This window comes from Streptomonospora salina (genome assembly GCF_014204715.1).
GTDB classification, from domain to species: domain Bacteria; phylum Actinomycetota; class Actinomycetes; order Streptosporangiales; family Streptosporangiaceae; genus Streptomonospora; species Streptomonospora salina.
The window spans coordinates 188,689-204,498 of record NZ_JACHLY010000001.1 but is presented as its reverse complement, the minus strand read 5'-3'; the positions used below and the strand labels follow the sequence as shown (position 1 = coordinate 204,498).

Below are 15,810 nucleotides of genomic sequence, written 5' to 3'. Positions count from 1 at the left end.
GGAACCGATGCTCGCGCGCGCGGTCGGCACCTTCCCCGAAGGGCCGCATTGGCGCTACGAACCCAAATGGGACGGTTATCGCGCCATCGCCGAGCGCGACGGCGGGGTGCACCTGACCTCGCGCTCGGGCCGGCCGCTCGCCCCCGCCTTTCCCGACGTCGCCGCCGCCGTGGAGGCGGTCCTGCCCCCGGGCACCGCCGTCGACGGCGAGATCGTGCGCTGGTCGACCGAGGGCCGCCTCGACTTCTCCGCGCTGCAGCGCCGTGGCCGCGCCTCGGCGGCGGCCCGGCGGGCGGCCGGCACCGAGCCCTGCCACTACATCGCCTTCGACCTGCTGCGCGCCGACGGCGCCGAGCTGGCCGACCGGCCGCTGGACGAACGCCGCCGGTTCCTGGAGGAGCTGATGCTGCGCGTGAGCGAACCGGCCGTCATGCTCGGCTGGCAGACCGGCGCGCCCGACGTCGCCCGGCAGTGGTTCGAGCAGATGCGGCGCGTGGGTGTGGAGGGCCTGGTCGCCAAAGACGGCCGCGGCCGCTACCGGCCGGGCCGCCGCGACTGGCTGAAGTACAAGCACCGGGTCACGACCGAAGCGATCGTGGGCGGGGTGATCGGCGAGCCCGGCGATCCCCGCGAACTCGTCGTGGGCCGGCGCGACTCCCAGACGGGGGCGTTGCGCGTGGCCGGGCGTACCGGCGAGATCGCCCCCGCGCACCGGGGGGAACTGGCGGCACTCCTGCGCCCGTCCGGTGGCGATCACCCCTGGCCCCGGCGGCTGCCCGCGCGGTGGGGCTCGGCCCGCGGGGACTACGCGCGGGTGGTACCGGAGGTCGTCGTGGAGATCGCGCCGGACGCGGCCGCCTCGGCGGGGCGCTGGCGCCACGCCGTGGGCTACGTGCGCTGCCGCAGCGATCTCGCGCCCGCCGACGTGCCCACCGACCTGTCCGTCGAGGGCTGAGATGGCGCCCGGGCGCCGGCGCCGGGGGAGCCCGGCGGCGCCCGCCGTCCGGCTGCGCCGCCGGTCACGCCGAGTGCGCCGCGGCCTCGGCACGGGCTCGCTCGACCGCCTCCGCCAGCTGCCGGCGATCCATCTTCGACCGGCCCGGGACGTCCAGCTCGGAGGCCAGGCGCGCGAGGTCGCGTTTGGACAGCTCGGCGACCGGCGCTTGGCGCGGCTCGGGCGGCGCAGCGCCGGAGTCCCGGCCGCGGCCGCCGCCCCCGGAACCCGATCCCGGTCCCGAGCGGCCGCCCGCGCCCGAGCGGCCGCCCGCGCCCGAGCGGCGCCGCCCGGAGCCCGGTCCCCCGCCCCGGGCGGCGTTCTCGTCGCCGCTGCGCAGGCTGGCGCGCAGCGCCTCGGTCAGCTCCACGACGTTGGTCTCCTCCGGCGCCCCCTCCTCGGCGTAGCGCACCCGCTCGCCCGCGCTCTTGGCGCGGATCAGCTCGTCGATGCGCTCCTGGTAGTCGTCGGTGTAGTCGGCGGGCCGCCACTCGTCGGCCATCGCGCCGATCAGCTGCTCGGCCAGCTCCAGATCGCGGTCGCCCAGCTCGGCGCCGGGGATCGCGGGCAGGGTCTCCGCGGGGTCGCGGACCTCGTCGGCCCACCACAGCGTGCTCAGTGTCAGGACCCCCTGCTGCGGGCCCACTACCGCCAAGTGCTGGCGCTCCCGCATCACCAGCCTGGTCAGTCCCAGGCGCCCCGACCGCTCCAGGGCACGGCACAGCAGCCGGTAGGGCTTGGCCGATCCCGCGGAGTCGGGAGCGACGTAGTAAGCGGAGTCGTACCACAGCGCCTCGACGTCGCCGGCCGGTACGAACGCGCCGATCTCCAGCGACCGGGACCGCCCTGGCGCGATCTCCTCCAGCTCGGCGGGCTCGACGATGACGTACTCGTCCGAGCCCGACTCGTCGGCCCTGGCGCCGCGCACGATCTCGGAGGAGTCCACCTCCGTTCCGGTGCGCTCGTTGATCCGCCGGTAGCGGATCCGGTCGGAGGTACCGCGCTGGAACTGGTGGAAGCGCGTTCCGTGGCGCTCGCGGGCGGTGAACAGCCGCACCGGCAGGCTCACCAGCCCGAAACTCAACGTCCCTTTCCACACCGGAGAGGCCATCGGCGTGCCTCCTTCCCCCGACCTATCTCCCATAGTGCCCCTTTGCAGGTAAAACGCCGCAGACTGCGGGTAAAGACACACACGAACGGGGGAGCGCGGTGACCGAGCAGGCACCGGGATGGCGGGTGGGCGGGCGCCGGGTCCGCATCCACAAGCCCGACAAGGAGCTGTTCGAGCCGGGCGGGGTCACCAAACGCGAACTCGCCGAGTACTACCGCACCGTCGCCGGGCCGATGGTGCGCCATCTGCGCGGGCGGCCGCTGGCCGTGCAGCGCTACCCGCACGGGATCGGCGACCCCCAAGGCGGTTTCTACGTCAAGAACCGGCCTTCGCACGCGCCCGCCTGGGCCGGGGCGGTCGGCGTACCCGCCGACGGCGGGGCCCGGCGCGAGATGCTCGTCTGCGACGACGCCGCCACCCTGGTGTGGCTGGCCGACCAGGCCGCCGTCACGCTGCACCCGTGGCTGAGTCGGGCGCCCCGCGTGGACACCCCCGACCGGCTGGTCATCGACCTGGATCCGCCCGGCGACGACTTCGCCGCGGTGCGCCGGGCGGCCCACGACGTCCGGGAGGTGCTGGAGAGCCTGGGGCTGGCGGCCTACCCGATGACGACCGGGTCGCGCGGGGTGCACGTGGTGGCGCCCATCCGGCCCGAGATCCGCGCCGGCCAGGCCCGCGACTTCGCCCGTGTGATCGCCGAGCTGGCCGCCCGCCGGCGGCCCGACGAGCTCACCACTGCGCTGCGCAAACAGCGCAGGGGAGGGCGGCTCTTCCTGGACTACCTGCGCAACGGCTACGCCCAGCTGGCGGTGGCGCCCTACTCGGTGCGGGCGCTGCCGAGCGCCCCCGTGGCGACCCCGATGACCTGGGACGAACTGGAGCACATCGACTCGGCCCGGCACTGGACCGTGCGCACCTTCGCCGGGCGCGCCGACACCGACCCCTGGCGCGGCATCGGGCGCCGCGCCCGCTCGCCCCGCCGGGCCATCGACCGGTTGTAGGCCGCGCTGTGCGAGCGCCCGCCGGTGGGCGGCCCTTACCCGTCGCCGAGGACGTGCTCGCGAAGGAACGCGTTGGCGAACTTGCCGGCGGGGTCGAACCGGCGGGCCAGGGCCGCGAAATCGGGCAGGCGGCTGTAGCGCTCGCGCAGCGCCGCGGGCGGGACGGTGAACAGCTTGCCCCAGTGGGGCACGGCGCCGAAGGGGGCCAGCCGCTCCTCGATGAGCTCCAGCACCGGAAGTACCGCGGCGGTGTCGGGAACCAGGGTGAAGTGGAAGGCCGCGGTGTCCTGGCGGTAGCTGGGGCTCAGCCACTGCTCGTCGGCGGCGACGGTACGGATCTCGTTGATCTGCACGACGCGGGCGATGCGCTCGCGCAGCGGTTCCAGCGCCCGTAGCGCCGCCACGGCCGCATGGCGCGGCAGCAGGTACTCCGCCTGCAGTTCCGCGCCGGCGCTGCTGGGCGGCGACCCCGGGCGGAAGTGCGGCAGGCGCTCCGACCACGGGCCCGCCGCCCCCAGCTGCTCGGTGCAGTGCTGGGCGGCCATCCCGGGAACGGGGTGGCGCGGCCCGTCGGCCGGCCGCGCGCCGAAGAAACCGGACGCGGCGTCCTCGTGGAGCGTGTCCCCGACGCGGTGCTTGACCCACACCTGGTCGATCACGGGTTCGCGCCAGGCGGTGAACAGGCTGACGCTGTAGGCGGCGCCGGTGATCGCGTCGAAGCCGTCCTCCAGCGCCTCCAGCGGCAGGTCGTCATAGACCCGTTGGGCGACGTCGAAGGTGGGTGCGGTGCGCAGCGTCATCGACGTCACCACGCCCAGCGCGCCCAGGGCGACCACCATGCCGTCGAAGTCGGTGCCGTGCTCGGCCCGGCTGAGGGCCACCAGGTCGCCTTCGGCCGTGACCAGCTCCAGCCCTTCCACGGCGGTGGCGAGGCTGCCGTTGGCGTCGCCGGAGCCGTGGGTGGCGGTGGCGCACGAGCCCGCCACCGAGATGTGGGGGAGCGATCCCAGATTGTGCAGGGAGCGGCCGCGCTCGTGGAGCCATTGGGCCAGCTCGGCGTAGCGCACGCCCGCACCCGCCTGCACCGTTCCGGCGGCGGTGTCCAGCTCCATGGTGCGCGGCAGGTGCGCCAGCGAGACCAGCGCGCCGGGGGTGTCGGCGACGGCGTTGAAGGAGTGCCCGCTGCCGAGGGCGCGCGCCCGCTCGGCGCGGGCGATGACCGCCTGCAGTTCGGCGACGGTGGAGGGGTGGTGGAGGCGTTCGGCGGTGAAGCCGATGTTGCCCGCCCAGTTCGTGGTGCGCCGGTTCACCTTCGGCCCCTTCCCAGGGGTGGATGGATCGGACGGTCGGGGCCGCCCGCGGTAGGCAGCCACCACAGATACCAGACGCGGCCGCCGGCGCCGCCGTGCGGGACCGGGCGGGCGGGTTCGGGCCGCGGCCCGGATGGATGGGCGGCCCGGCGTGTCGGTCGGTCCCGCGCGTCGCCCGCGGCCGCGTACCCGGAGCGTGTTCAGTACGCCGCGGGGGCGGAGTTCCGGTTCCGGCGCAGGTCACGGTCGCACGGAAGTCGCTCGCGGGCCCGGAGGGGCGTATGCTTGCGGATGGACGGCATGAGGGTGCGGCGGCGATGGAACAGGTTCCGCGACGCGCCGAAGGGTGTCGTTGACGCTGTCCGTGCGACCGGCTTACCTTCATTGTCGAAGGAACCCGCGGCGCACCCTTCATGCCCCCTGTCAAACCGCCGTGGGCCGAGGAGCCGGAGGTTCGGCGTGGCGGTTACTAGCGGTGAGCAGCAAACCTCCGCTCTCGGGCATACAGCGATACGGCGAGCTGGGGAGCAGGGCCTGCTGTGCGAAGAGGACGTGGTGGCGCTGCCTATGGACGTCGGTTATCGCGGTCCCACGGCGTGTGCGGCCGCTGACATCACCTATCGGCAACTCGACTACTGGGCCCGCACCGGCCTGGTGAACCCCAGCGTGCAGTCCGCCGACGGCCGGCCCGCGCTGTACGACTCCCGCGACGTCCTGCTCCTCAAGGTCGTCAAGCGCCTGCTCGACACCGGCATCTCCCTGCAGCAGATCCGCCCGGCCGTGGACCACCTGCGCTACCGCGGGACCGCCGACCTCGCCCAGATCACCCTGATGAGCGACGGAGTCAGTGTCTACGAGTGCACCTCGCCCGACGAGGTGGTCGACCTCATGCAAGGCGGTCAGGGGGTGTTCGGTATCGCGCTGGGACGCGTCTGGCGCGAACTGGAGAGCGCCCTGGGCGAGGTGCCCGGCGAGGACCTGGAAGGCTCGCTGAGCCCGCAGGCCCCGCCCGCCGACGAGCTGGCGCGGCGCCGCCGCGAACGCAAGACCGGCTGAACCGCCCGCCCGCCCGGGCCCCGCGGCCCCGAACGCGCCCTCCGCCTGATCGGCACGCGTCCATCCGCGCGTGCCGACCCCCGCCGCGCGCCGGGGGTGTGACACGTGTCCGGTCGCGGCCACTCCACGTCGGCGCCGCGATCCAGTAGCGTCGGGACGTGCGGGGAGGCGATGCGGCGCCCGCAGGAGTGCCCCCCGCCGCCGACGGTCCGCAAGTGCCGTAGATAATGGGCCACCCACAACTGAACACCGGAGTCGACACCACATCCGGCCGTCGATACCACGCGGGAGAGACCCCCACAGCGGGGCGCCGACGGGGCAACACTCCCCAGTAACCTCTCAGGCACCAAGGACCGCGTGGAGGAGGCCACTCTGGAGCGGTAGGCGAGACGTGCCGCCTCGGCCCACGGGCCGTGAGCGACAGAGGGGGAGACCAGACAGGAGCAGCCGCATAGCGGCACAGCGACCAGGAGGTCTCCATGACGGAGCAGCCAATCCGTGAACGAGGGCCGGACGTCGGCGCCGCGGCCGCCCGCGGATTCGCCGATCGCCACATCGGACCGGACCCGGCCCAGCTCACCCAGATGCTCAAGACGGTGGGCCATGGCAGTACGGCCGATCTGATGACCGCGGCTTTGCCCGAGTCGATCCTCACCGGCCCCGGACAGCCGGCCCCGTTGGAGCTGCCCGAGGCGGCCGGCGAGACGGAGGCGCTGGCCGAGCTGCGGGAACTGGCCGACCGCAATCGGGTACTGACCTCGATGATCGGCCAGGGATACTACGACACCGTCACCCCGCCGGTCATCCGGCGCAACATCCTGGAGAACCCGGCCTGGTACACGGCCTACACGCCCTACCAGCCCGAGATCTCCCAGGGGCGCCTGGAAGCCCTGCTGAACTTCCAGACGATGGTCTCGGATCTGACGGGACTGGACGTCACGGGCGCCTCGCTGCTGGACGAGGCCACGGCCGCCGCCGAGTCGATGACGCTGGCGCGCCGCGCCACGCGCGGCAAGGGCGACGTGTTCATCGTCGATTCCGACGTGTTCCCGCAGACCCTGTCGGTGCTGCGCACCCGGGCCGAGCCGCTGGGCATCGACGTGGTGGTGGCCGACCTCTCCCAAGGGCTGCCCGACGCCGACGCCTTCGGCGTGCTCATCCAGTACCCGGCCGGCAGCGGCGCGGTGCGCGATCCGCGCCCCGTCATCGCCGAGGCCCACGAGCGCGGTGCGCAGGCGGTGGTCGCCGCCGACATCCTCGCGCTGACCCTGCTGCGCAGCCCCGGTGAGATGGGTGCCGACATCGCGGTGGGCTCCACCCAGCGCTTCGGCGTGCCCATGGGATTCGGCGGGCCGCACGCCGGCTACATGGCGCTGCGCGAAGGACTCCAGCGCCAGTTGCCCGGACGCCTGGTGGGCGTCTCGGTCGACAACGCCGGCAAGCCCGCCTACCGGCTGGCGCTGCAGACCCGCGAGCAGCACATCCGCCGGGAGAAGGCCACCAGCAACATCTGCACCGCCCAGGTGCTGCTGGCCGTGATGGCATCGATGTACGCCGTCTACCACGGCCCTCAGGGGCTGCGGGCCATCGCCGAGCGGGTGCACGGGCACACCGTCGACCTCGCCGAGCGGTTGCGCAACGCCGGCCTCGGCGTCGCCGACGACCGGTTCTTCGACACGCTGCGCGTGCGGGTGCCCGGCGCCGCGACCGCGGTCGTCGGGGCGGCGGCCGAGCGCGGCATCAACCTGCTCGCTGCCGACTCCGACACCGTGGGCATCAGCTGCGACGAGGTCACCACCGCCGCCCACCTGGAGCAGATCGTGGCGGCCTGCACCGGCGCCCCCACCTCGGGCAGCGCCCACGGCGCCGCCGACGCCGGCGACCGGGGCCGGGACTCGGCCGCGCTGCCGCAGGACCTGCGCCGCGGCGTGGACTACCTGACCCACCCCGTCTTCTCCTCCCACCGCAGCGAGACGTCGCTGCTGCGCTACATGCGCCGGCTCTCCGACAAGGACCTGGCGCTGGACCGCAGCATGATTCCGCTGGGCTCGTGCACGATGAAGCTCAACGCCACCGCCGAGATGGAATCGGTGACCTGGCCGGAGTTCGCCGCGCTGCACCCCTTCGCGCCCCTGGACCAGGCGGCGGGCAGCGTGCGCATCGTGCGCGACCTGGAGCGCTGGCTGGCCGAGATCACCGGCTACGACGCGGTGTCGCTGCAGCCCAACGCCGGGTCCCAGGGCGAGCTGGCCGGGCTGCTGGCGATCCGCGGCTACCACCGCGGGCGCGGCGAGACCGGCCGCGACGTCTGCCTGATCCCCAGTTCCGCCCACGGCACCAACGCCGCGAGCGCGATCATGGCCGGTATGCGTGTCAAGGTCGTGGCCTGCGACGACGGCGGAAACATCGACATGGCGGACCTGCGGGACAAGACGGCCCGGCACGCCGGCGACCTGGCCGCGATCATGGTGACCTACCCCTCCACGCACGGCGTCTACGAGGACACCATCACCCAGGTGTGCAGCCTGGTGCACGAGGCAGGCGGGCAGGTCTACGTCGACGGCGCAAACCTGAACGCGCTGCTGGGGTGGGCCAAGCCCGGCGCGTTCGGCGCCGACGTCAGCCACCTCAACCTGCACAAGACCTTCTGCATCCCCCACGGCGGCGGCGGTCCGGGTGTGGGTCCGGTAGCGGCGCGCTCCCACCTGGCCGCCTACCTGCCCAACCACCCCAGCCAGCCCGAGGCCGGCCCCTACACCGGCGTGGGCCCCGTCTCGTCGGCGCCTTTCGGCTCCGCCGGGATCCTGCAGATCTCGTGGGCCTACATCCGGATGATGGGCCAGGACGGGCTGCGCTCGGCCACCGAGTCGGCCGTGCTCACCGCCAACTACGTCGCCAAGCGGCTGGAGCCCTACTACCCGGTGCTCTACACCGGCCAGGGCGGTCTGGTGGCCCACGAGTGCATCATCGACATCCGCGGCCTGCAGAAGAGCACGGGCATCAGCAACGAGGACGTCTCCAAGCGGCTGATCGACTACGGGTTCCACGCGCCCACCATGTCGTTCCCGGTCGCCGGGACGCTGATGGTCGAGCCGACCGAGAGCGAGGACCTGGCCGAGCTGGACCGGTTCGTCGACGCGATGATCGCCATCCGCGGCGAGATCGACCGGGTCGCCGACGGATCCCTGCCCCCCGAGGACAACCCGCTGAAGAACGCGCCGCACACCGCTGAGGCGCTGACCGTCCAGGAGTGGGAGCGCCCCTACTCCCGCCACGAAGGCGCGTTCCCGGTGCCGGAACTGCGCTACGACAAGTACTGGTCGCCGGTGGGCCGGATCGATCAGGCTTACGGTGACCGCAACCTGGTCTGCGCCTGCCCGCCGCCGGAGGCGTTCGAAGCCTAGGGCCGCCGGGTCCGCGCCGCCCGGGCGGCGCGGACCCCGCACACGCGGCGGGCGGCCGCCGGTTCCGCAGCGCGGATGCGGGCCGGCGGCCGCTGTCGTGCGCACCGGGAGCCCGAACACCCCAAGAAATCTACATCGTAAAGGAGGTGGTGGCGGGTCCCGCATCCCGGAACAGGCGCCCGCCGACAGCCGGATCCGGCCGATGCGGCCGCGCCTGCCCGCCGGGTTCCCGCCGACGGGCTAGGGTCCGAACGAGACGTCGGGGCGGTCGGTCGCCGCCCTGCACCGCCCCGCCCCCCCCGCGTGGAAAGTACGCCTGAGATGACAGCGTCCGCCGGATCCTCCGCACACGCCTCCGGAGACGAGCCGGAGCTCGCGAGCCTGCTGGAGCAGGCGCGCGACCTCGCCGAGAACGGCCACCTCGACCGCGCAGCCCAGGTCTACGAACGCGTGGTGGAGGGCGGATCGCCGCGCTACCTCCCGCGGGCCGCCCTCGGGCTGGCCGTCGTCCGCCACGACATGGGCGACGTCGCGGCGGCGCACGCGGCCGCGCGCACCGCGATCGCCACCGGCCACCCCGAATTCGCGCCGCGCGCCGCTTACCACCTGGCCCTGTCCCTGGAATCCGCCGGCGAAGACGACCGGGCCCGCGAGGCCTGGAACGAGGTCATGGACTCGGGCAACAACCGCTACCGGCCGGCCGCCCACTACGGGCTGGCGCGCCTGGCCGAAGAGCGCGGCGACACCCGGGCCGCCGAAGAGCACTGGGAGCAGGTGCTGCAGAGCGGCTCGGCGGAGGTCGCACCCGAGGCCGCACACGACTACGCGGCCCGGCTGCTGGCCCAGGGCCGCCCCGACGCCGCCGCCGATGTCGTCGACCGCGGCCTGGAGGCCGGCGAGCACGCCGGACTGCGGCTGCTGCTGGGCGCCGTGCACGTCGAGTACGCGATCAGCGCGTTCGGCGCCGTCGTCGGCGAGGCGGAGGCCGAAGCCGGCACGGAGGCCGATGCGGCCACGGCGGTCTCCGGGCCCGCGGTGGCGCCCGAGGTCGCCGGCGGCGCCGTCGAGCTGCTGGCCCGCCTGCTCGCGGTGCGCGGCGACGGCGAGACCGCCGAGCGGGTGTGGGCCGACGGGTTGGCCCACCGCGACCCCGCCACCGCCGGCGAGGTCCGCGCCCGGTTGCGCCGCGGTTTCCTGGCGCCCGAACCCGGACCGGCCTCCGACGACCGGGCCCCGGAGCAGGACGAGGGCGCCGACTGGTGGGAGCCCTACGTCGAGGCGGCCGCCGCGCAGAACAGCGCCCCCATGCTCACCGGAGAGCTGTTCGTCGCCCTCGACCGGATGTACACCCGCCTCGCGCTGCCCCTGGCCCAGGGCGAAGGCGACCCGGAGGCCCTGCGCCGCGCAGTGCAGGAGGCGGTTCGCACCCCCGGACAGTACGTGTGGGGGCCGGCACTCGACGACGACTTCCGCGAACGGCTCCGCGTGGCAGCGGGATCCCGGGCCCCGGTCCTTCCCGAAGGGTGGCCCGGAACCGCCGACTGACGCCGGTGCGGCGGGAGCCCTGCGGGCGGCGCGCCGCCCGCCCGGCGGTCCTAGATTGGTGGCATGGAGCTCGATACGCCCCGCGGCCCGGCGCTGGCCGATCTCGGCCTGCCGTCCGGCGAACCGCGCTACCTGCTGGCCATCACCCACGGAGCCGGCGGCGGCGTCGACGCGCCCGACATCACCGCGGTGTGCGAGGCGGTGCTGGCGTCGGGCGGCGCCGTCGCCCGCATCACCCAGACCTACCGGGTGGCCGGCCGGAAGATGCCGGGTTCGGCGACCCGTCCCCAGGACGAGGCGTGGACGTCTGCAGTGCGGGGCGTGTGCGCGGACCCGCGCGTGCACGGGATACCGCTCGTGCTCGCCGGGCGCAGCAACGGAGCCCGCGTCGCCTGCCGCACCGCTGCGGAACTGGGCGCGGCGGCGGTGGTCGCGCTGGCGTTCCCGCTGCACCCGCCGGGCAAACCGGAACGCTCGCGGGCTCCGGAACTGCGCGGCGCCGGGGTGCCCACTCTGGTGGTCAACGGGGACCGCGACCCCTTCGGCGTCCCCGACGCGGCCGACGCCGCGTCGCTCGTGGTGCGTCCGGGAGAGCGGCACGACCTTGCCGGAGACGTCGGCGCCGTGGCCGGTGCGGTCACCGAATGGCTCACCGAGCGGCTGGGCTGAGTCGAGCGCCGGCGGCGCCGGGCGTGCCCGGATCGAAACCGCCGGGGCGGGATCAGGCGACGGCGCTGATATCGGTCGGGCGGTGCGGGGCGACGACGTCGCCGTCGGGCAGTAGCTCGCCGGTGTCCTCGAAGTTCACGACGCCGTTGCAGAGCAGGCTCCAGCCCTGCTCGGGATGGCTGGCCACGACGCGGGCCGCTTCGCGGTCGACGTCGTCGCAGGACGGGCACTGGGGTCGGTGCGGGCACATCTTGCGCCTCCGGTCGTTTCGATCACTGCTCCCCCGAGCTTAGTGGCGCGAGTCACAGTGCACCTGGTTTTGCGGGGATTCGACGCCGAAGGCCGCCGGGGCGGTCCGGCGACACGGCGAATCGGCCGGATGCGGTCAGGCGACGTGCTCGGAATATCCCGAAAAGCGCGGACGAACGGGGCAACAGGTTCCGCCTGTGCGCCGAGACCGCATGCAGCCTCGGCGTGTCGCGCTGCGGCCGCGGGGCGGACTCGCGGCGGCGCCGGATCAGCAGGCGGCCAGGCGCTCCCGGCACAACCGGTCCGCGCGCCGGACGGGTTCGGGCACCCGGTAGTGCGGTGCCGCGCGCAGTGTCAGTTCGGTGGCCGAATCCAGGTCGATGCGGTGGCCCACCGAAACGTAGACCGGTTTGATCCCGGCGCGGGTGCGCAGGCACCGGCCGACCGGCTCGCCGCCGTCCACCAGCGGAGTCCAGGAGCCCCGCTCGGACGCGGGCTCGGCGGCGCGGCCGACGAACGGGGTCTTGCCCACGCCCAGCACGGGCGCCTCCAGTGCGAGCCCGACGTGGCAGGCCAGGCCGAAACGGCGCGGATGGGCCAGGCCGAAACCGTCGCAGACGAGCACGTCGGGCGCCGTCCGCAACTGCGCGACGGCGTCCAGCAGCGCCGGCGCCTCCCGGAAAGCGAACAGCCCGGGCACATAGGGAAACCGCGGACACGACACGACGGTGGCGGAGTCGACCGGTCGCCACTCCGGCGCGGCGAGCACGACCGCCGCGGCCGCGAGCCGGTCGTCGTCGGCCGAGTAGGCCACGTCCAGGCCGGCGACCAGGGAGACGGCGCCGGCGTCGACGGCCTCGTGGCGCACCAGCGGGGCCGACCGCTCCTGCACCGCCCGTGCCTGTGCGGCGTCGGTCGGCCGCTCCTGCTGGGCGATGCCCCCTGCAGCCGTGCGCCCCCGGGCGCTGTCGATCCCGTCCATACCGCAAACCCTAGCCGGGCGGGGTAGGACGCCGAGGGCGTCCCCGGGGCGCCCTCGGCGCTGCGCTGGTTCGCCAACGGGCTGCTGATCCGGTCGCGTCCTTCCGGAATACCGCGAGTGCGGTTCACCTCGATGGCGCCGCCCGGCGAAGAGGCCGAGCGGCGCCTCGGGGAACTCCTCGTCGCGGCGGATACCGGGATCGGGGAGGTCGCCACCGAGGCCGTCTCCCGGGAGACGAAGGACGGGGGAGTGCGGGACTCCTGCAGATGGGTGTTTCGGCACCGCGGCGCAGGCCCCCACGGCGCTCAACTGATCTTCACCAGTCACGACGCTGCGCTTCTTGGCCGCGGATCCGGGGTGCAGAGGTGCTTGGGCGGGATCAGATCTGGTTCTGCGAGAAGGTCGTCTCCGGCGCGACCGAGATCTACCCCCTGTCCGGCTTCGAGGCCGCCGACGAGGGAACCCGTGCCCGGAAGTGTCCGGCCGGCCGCTACGGAGCGAACGTAAGACCGTTCTCGTCCTCTGCGAGGGCGCAACAGAGGTGGCCTGCCTCAAGGGATTGCGGGTGCGTTTCTCCGGGGTTCATGTCGATGTGCGGACAGCGAAGACCACGGACGCCCTGAGCATCGTCGACGAGGCGATCGCCCGCGCGGGCGATGGCCACCACCGGGTGTGGGCCGTCTTCGACACCGAGGGGGAGGACACCGCCCGCGCCGAGGAGCGCGTCCGAGAGTTCAACGGCACGGCCCGGGACGTGTCCGTGGACACCGCTGTGTCCCATCCCGACTTCGAAGTGTGGCTCCTGCTGCACTATCGAACGGCCGCTGAGGTCAGAGAATGCTGCACCACGGGAGACGCGGCGAAGACGCTCGAAAAGGCCCTTGCGCACTGGCAGAAGGGCGGGTGGAACGCACAACGCCGTCGCGGCACCCGCTACGAGGACTTCGCCGCGAACGTGCAGGACGCCTGCCGGCGTGCTGACGAACTCGGGGAGGTGTCCAGGGGCGCCCTTCCCGCCACCGGCGTCGGCGCCGTGATCCGGGCCGAGGAGGGGCGGTTTCCGCACGCGCGGGTGACGTGCGGGCGCGCCTGCCGGCGCATCGGTCGTGGAGGCGGGCCGATCGCATGGCGAAGAGCCTGGCCGGCGCCGCCCCGCCCGCCGCGGCTCGGCCCGCACGGCGGCCTCAGGCCGCGCCGCGGCTGCGGCGGGCCGCGGGGCGGCTGCGGCGGCCGGCTCCGGCCAGGCCCCCGCGTTGGAACGCGCGCACCAGTTCGCCGCCGAAGCTGACCCCCGCACCCAGGCCCAGGCCGATCGCCACCGCCTCCGACAGGCTCAGCAGCCCCTGCACCGGCTGGTTCAGGGTGATCTCCAACAGGCCGCGGTACAGGATGCTGCCGGGCAGCAGGGGCGCGATCGCCGGAATCACATAGGGCAGCACGGGCCGCCGGGTGCGCCGCGCCAGCGCGTGGCCCATCACGCCGATGACCACGGCGCCGGCCGCGGTACCCAGGATCGGGGGCGCGTCCAGCAGGCTGCGCACGGTCGCGTAGATCAGCCAGATCACCACGCCCATCGTGCCGATCCAGGGCAGCATGCGCGGCGGAACCGTCAGCGACACCGCGAAGGTCATGGCGATGCCGGCAGCGCCGAGCAGCACCGGGAACTCCACGCCGGTACCGACGGTGGGCAGATTGTCGAGCGTGACGTCCACGCCCAGGCGCACCGCGGTGTAGGCGACGGCGCCCACCCCCGAGATGATCGCGCCCAGGGTCAAGAAGACCTCCAGCAGCCGCGCCATCCCCGAGACGTAGCTGCCGCTGATTCCCTCTTGCAGGCTGGCCACCAGCGGACGCCCCGGAAGCAGCGCCATGATGTTGCCGGTGATGATCGCGCCCGCCTGCAACCCCAGGTCCAGCTGGTCGCTGCCCCACAGCAGCGCCACGCCGATGGAGGAGGCCACCATCGTCGCCGCGGCCATCTGGTAGAACTCCGCCACGCCGCGCCGCGCGAGGAACGCCGAGGTGCGGTCGCCCAGCACCGTCGCCACGAAAGCGAATGCGGCGACGAGCCACTGGCCGCCGACCATGAGACTGGCGCTGGAGGCGATCAGCCCGAACCCCGTCACGATCAGCCAACTGGGGTAGGGCGGATGCGCACGCTTGATCGCCCGCAGCCGCGCGATGGCGCCTTCCAGCTCCACCGCCCCCAGCGCCGCGTCCTGCACCAGGGCGTGCAGTTCGTTGACGCGAAAGTAGTCCAGGGTGCGGCGGCGCACCACGCGCTCACCGGTGACCGGCGGGTGGTCGCCCCCGGGGTGGGTCGACAGCGTGATCGCGGTGAAGGTGACCGAGGCCTCCGAACGCGGCAGCTCGAAGGCCACCGACAGGCTCAGCATCGACTCGCTGACCACCTCGGTGCTCTCGCCGCTGGCCAGCAGCAGCTCGCCCACGCGCAGTACGAGGTCCAGCGCCCGCGGATCGGGCATCTCCACGGCTTCGTCGAAGAGGTCGGAGTGCATCTCCGCCTCGCGGGACGCACGCCAATCCCGCAGCCGGCTCAGCAGGAAATCGTCGTCCGACGATGCGGGAAGCTGGGGGTCATCGGCCATGAGCGGTTCTCGATACCTCCTCGACGTGCGGAAACGACTGCCGCCCGCACTGGCGGCCACGGGATGAGACGCCCGGTCCCCAGCGCCGGTTGGCGGTGCCCGCCCCGGTGCGGCAGTGAGGTCGATCACGGGCCATGGTCGCAGGTCGCGTGCGCGATCGCCGAGTGCGGCCGCCGTGTGTGGCGCCGGTCTACTCCTCGTCCTCGCCCGGGCGGACGACGCCGGTCTCGTAGGCGTGCACGACCGCCTGCACCCGGTCGCGCAGCCCCAGTTTGGTCAGGACGTTTCCCACGTGGGTCTTGACCGTGGTCTCGCTGACCACCAGGCGGCGCGCGATCTCGGCGTTGGACAGCCCGCGCGCCAGCAGCCGCAGCACCTCGCGCTCGCGCTCGGTGAGGTGGTCCGGCTGGTGCGCAGGCCGCTCCCGGGTGGCGGGCAGCTTGTCGGCGAAGCGGTCCAGGAGCCGGCGCGTGACCGTGGGTGCCACGATCGCCGCCCCGTCGGCCACCACGCGGATCGCCCCCGCCAGCTCGTCCGGGGGCACGTCCTTGAGCAGGAATCCGCTTGCCCCGGCCCGCAGCGCCTCGACGACGTACTCGTCCAGGTCGAAGGTCGTCAGTACCAGCACCTGCACGTGCCGGCCGCTGGTCCGGGACCAGTCCAGGATCTCGCGGGTGGCGTCGATACCGTCCTTACCGGGCATGCGGATGTCCATCAGCACCACGTCGGGCAGCAGCCGGCGGGTGTCGGCGAGCGCGGCGTGGCCGTCGGCGGCCTCGCCTACGACCGCGAACTCCGGTTCCGACTCGAGGATCAGGCGGAAGCCGGTACGCAACAGGGGCTGGTCGTCGACGAGCAGGACGCGGATGGTCATGTGCCG

General features: G+C 73.7%; 13 protein-coding genes and 1 riboswitch. Of the genes, 7 read left to right on the top strand and 6 right to left on the bottom strand.

What is annotated here, in order from left to right:
* Window positions 1–7 precede the first annotated feature (7 nt).
* The gene (locus HNR25_RS00900; RefSeq protein ID WP_184632571.1) at window positions 8–955 is read left to right on the top strand and encodes an ATP-dependent DNA ligase; all 948 of its coding nucleotides are present in this window, start codon (window positions 8–10) and stop codon (window positions 953–955) included.
* Window positions 956–1,019: 64 nt separating this feature from the next.
* Here the strand turns inward: HNR25_RS00900 and ku are convergent, their stop codons facing one another.
* Entirely contained in the window at window positions 1,020–2,105 is a 1,086-nt protein-coding gene (ku, locus tag HNR25_RS00895) for a non-homologous end joining protein Ku (protein WP_184632569.1), read from the bottom strand.
* A 98-nt stretch (window positions 2,106–2,203) separates the two neighbouring features.
* On the opposite strand from ku, the gene ligD reads away from it, so the two are divergent.
* Window positions 2,204–3,106: a non-homologous end-joining DNA ligase gene (ligD, locus tag HNR25_RS00890; RefSeq protein WP_184632567.1), complete on the top strand. Its 903-nt coding sequence runs from the start codon at window positions 2,204–2,206 to the stop codon at window positions 3,104–3,106.
* Between the two features lie 35 nt (window positions 3,107–3,141).
* On the opposite strand, the gene HNR25_RS00885 is transcribed toward ligD, so the two are convergent.
* A complete protein-coding gene (locus tag HNR25_RS00885; RefSeq protein ID WP_184632565.1) occupies window positions 3,142–4,416 on the bottom strand; it encodes an FAD-binding protein in 1,275 nt (424 codons plus the stop codon).
* 555 nt (window positions 4,417–4,971) lie between these two features.
* Between HNR25_RS00885 and HNR25_RS00880 the strand changes: the two genes are divergently transcribed.
* The 4 genes from HNR25_RS00880 to HNR25_RS00865 all read left to right on the top strand — a co-directional run bounded on the left by HNR25_RS00880 (window position 4,972) and on the right by HNR25_RS00865 (window position 11,090).
* Complete coding sequence (locus tag HNR25_RS00880; protein ID WP_312862285.1) at window positions 4,972–5,472, top strand: MerR family transcriptional regulator; 501 nt, start codon at window positions 4,972–4,974, stop codon at window positions 5,470–5,472.
* A gap of 275 nt (window positions 5,473–5,747) precedes the next feature.
* A riboswitch (glycine riboswitch) is annotated at window positions 5,748–5,838 on the top strand.
* Window positions 5,839–5,951: 113 nt separating this feature from the next.
* Complete coding sequence (gene gcvP, locus HNR25_RS00875) at window positions 5,952–8,876, top strand: aminomethyl-transferring glycine dehydrogenase (protein ID WP_184632561.1); 2,925 nt, start codon at window positions 5,952–5,954, stop codon at window positions 8,874–8,876.
* A 321-nt stretch (window positions 8,877–9,197) separates the two neighbouring features.
* Window positions 9,198–10,421, top strand: a complete 1,224-nt coding sequence (locus tag HNR25_RS00870; protein ID WP_184632559.1) for a tetratricopeptide repeat protein — start codon at window positions 9,198–9,200, stop codon at window positions 10,419–10,421.
* A 63-nt stretch (window positions 10,422–10,484) separates the two neighbouring features.
* Complete coding sequence (locus HNR25_RS00865) at window positions 10,485–11,090, top strand: alpha/beta hydrolase family protein (protein WP_184632557.1); 606 nt, start codon at window positions 10,485–10,487, stop codon at window positions 11,088–11,090.
* A 52-nt stretch (window positions 11,091–11,142) separates the two neighbouring features.
* Here HNR25_RS00865 and HNR25_RS00860 read toward each other — a convergent pair whose 3' ends face one another.
* Window positions 11,143–11,340, bottom strand: coding sequence for a DUF5999 family protein (locus tag HNR25_RS00860; RefSeq protein WP_184632555.1), 198 nt, complete (start codon window positions 11,338–11,340; stop codon window positions 11,143–11,145).
* A gap of 267 nt (window positions 11,341–11,607) precedes the next feature.
* Window positions 11,608–12,321: an endonuclease V gene (locus HNR25_RS00855; RefSeq protein WP_184632553.1), complete on the bottom strand. Its 714-nt coding sequence runs from the start codon at window positions 12,319–12,321 to the stop codon at window positions 11,608–11,610.
* A 475-nt stretch (window positions 12,322–12,796) separates the two neighbouring features.
* Here HNR25_RS00855 and HNR25_RS26995 point away from each other — a divergent pair, with 475 nt between their 5' ends.
* Window positions 12,797–13,609, top strand: coding sequence for an RloB family protein (locus tag HNR25_RS26995; protein ID WP_376767392.1), 813 nt, complete (start codon window positions 12,797–12,799; stop codon window positions 13,607–13,609).
* Here HNR25_RS26995 and HNR25_RS00845 read toward each other — a convergent pair.
* Both HNR25_RS00845 and HNR25_RS00840 read right to left on the bottom strand, forming a co-directional pair.
* The gene (locus tag HNR25_RS00845; RefSeq protein WP_184632549.1) at window positions 13,506–14,930 is read right to left on the bottom strand and encodes a threonine/serine exporter family protein; all 1,425 of its coding nucleotides are present in this window, start codon (window positions 14,928–14,930) and stop codon (window positions 13,506–13,508) included. The two genes, HNR25_RS26995 and HNR25_RS00845, sit on opposite strands and share 104 nt — an antisense overlap.
* A 190-nt stretch (window positions 14,931–15,120) precedes the next feature.
* The gene (locus HNR25_RS00840; protein ID WP_184632547.1) at window positions 15,121–15,804 is read right to left on the bottom strand and encodes a response regulator; all 684 of its coding nucleotides are present in this window, start codon (window positions 15,802–15,804) and stop codon (window positions 15,121–15,123) included.
* Window positions 15,805–15,810: the final 6 nt, after the last annotated feature.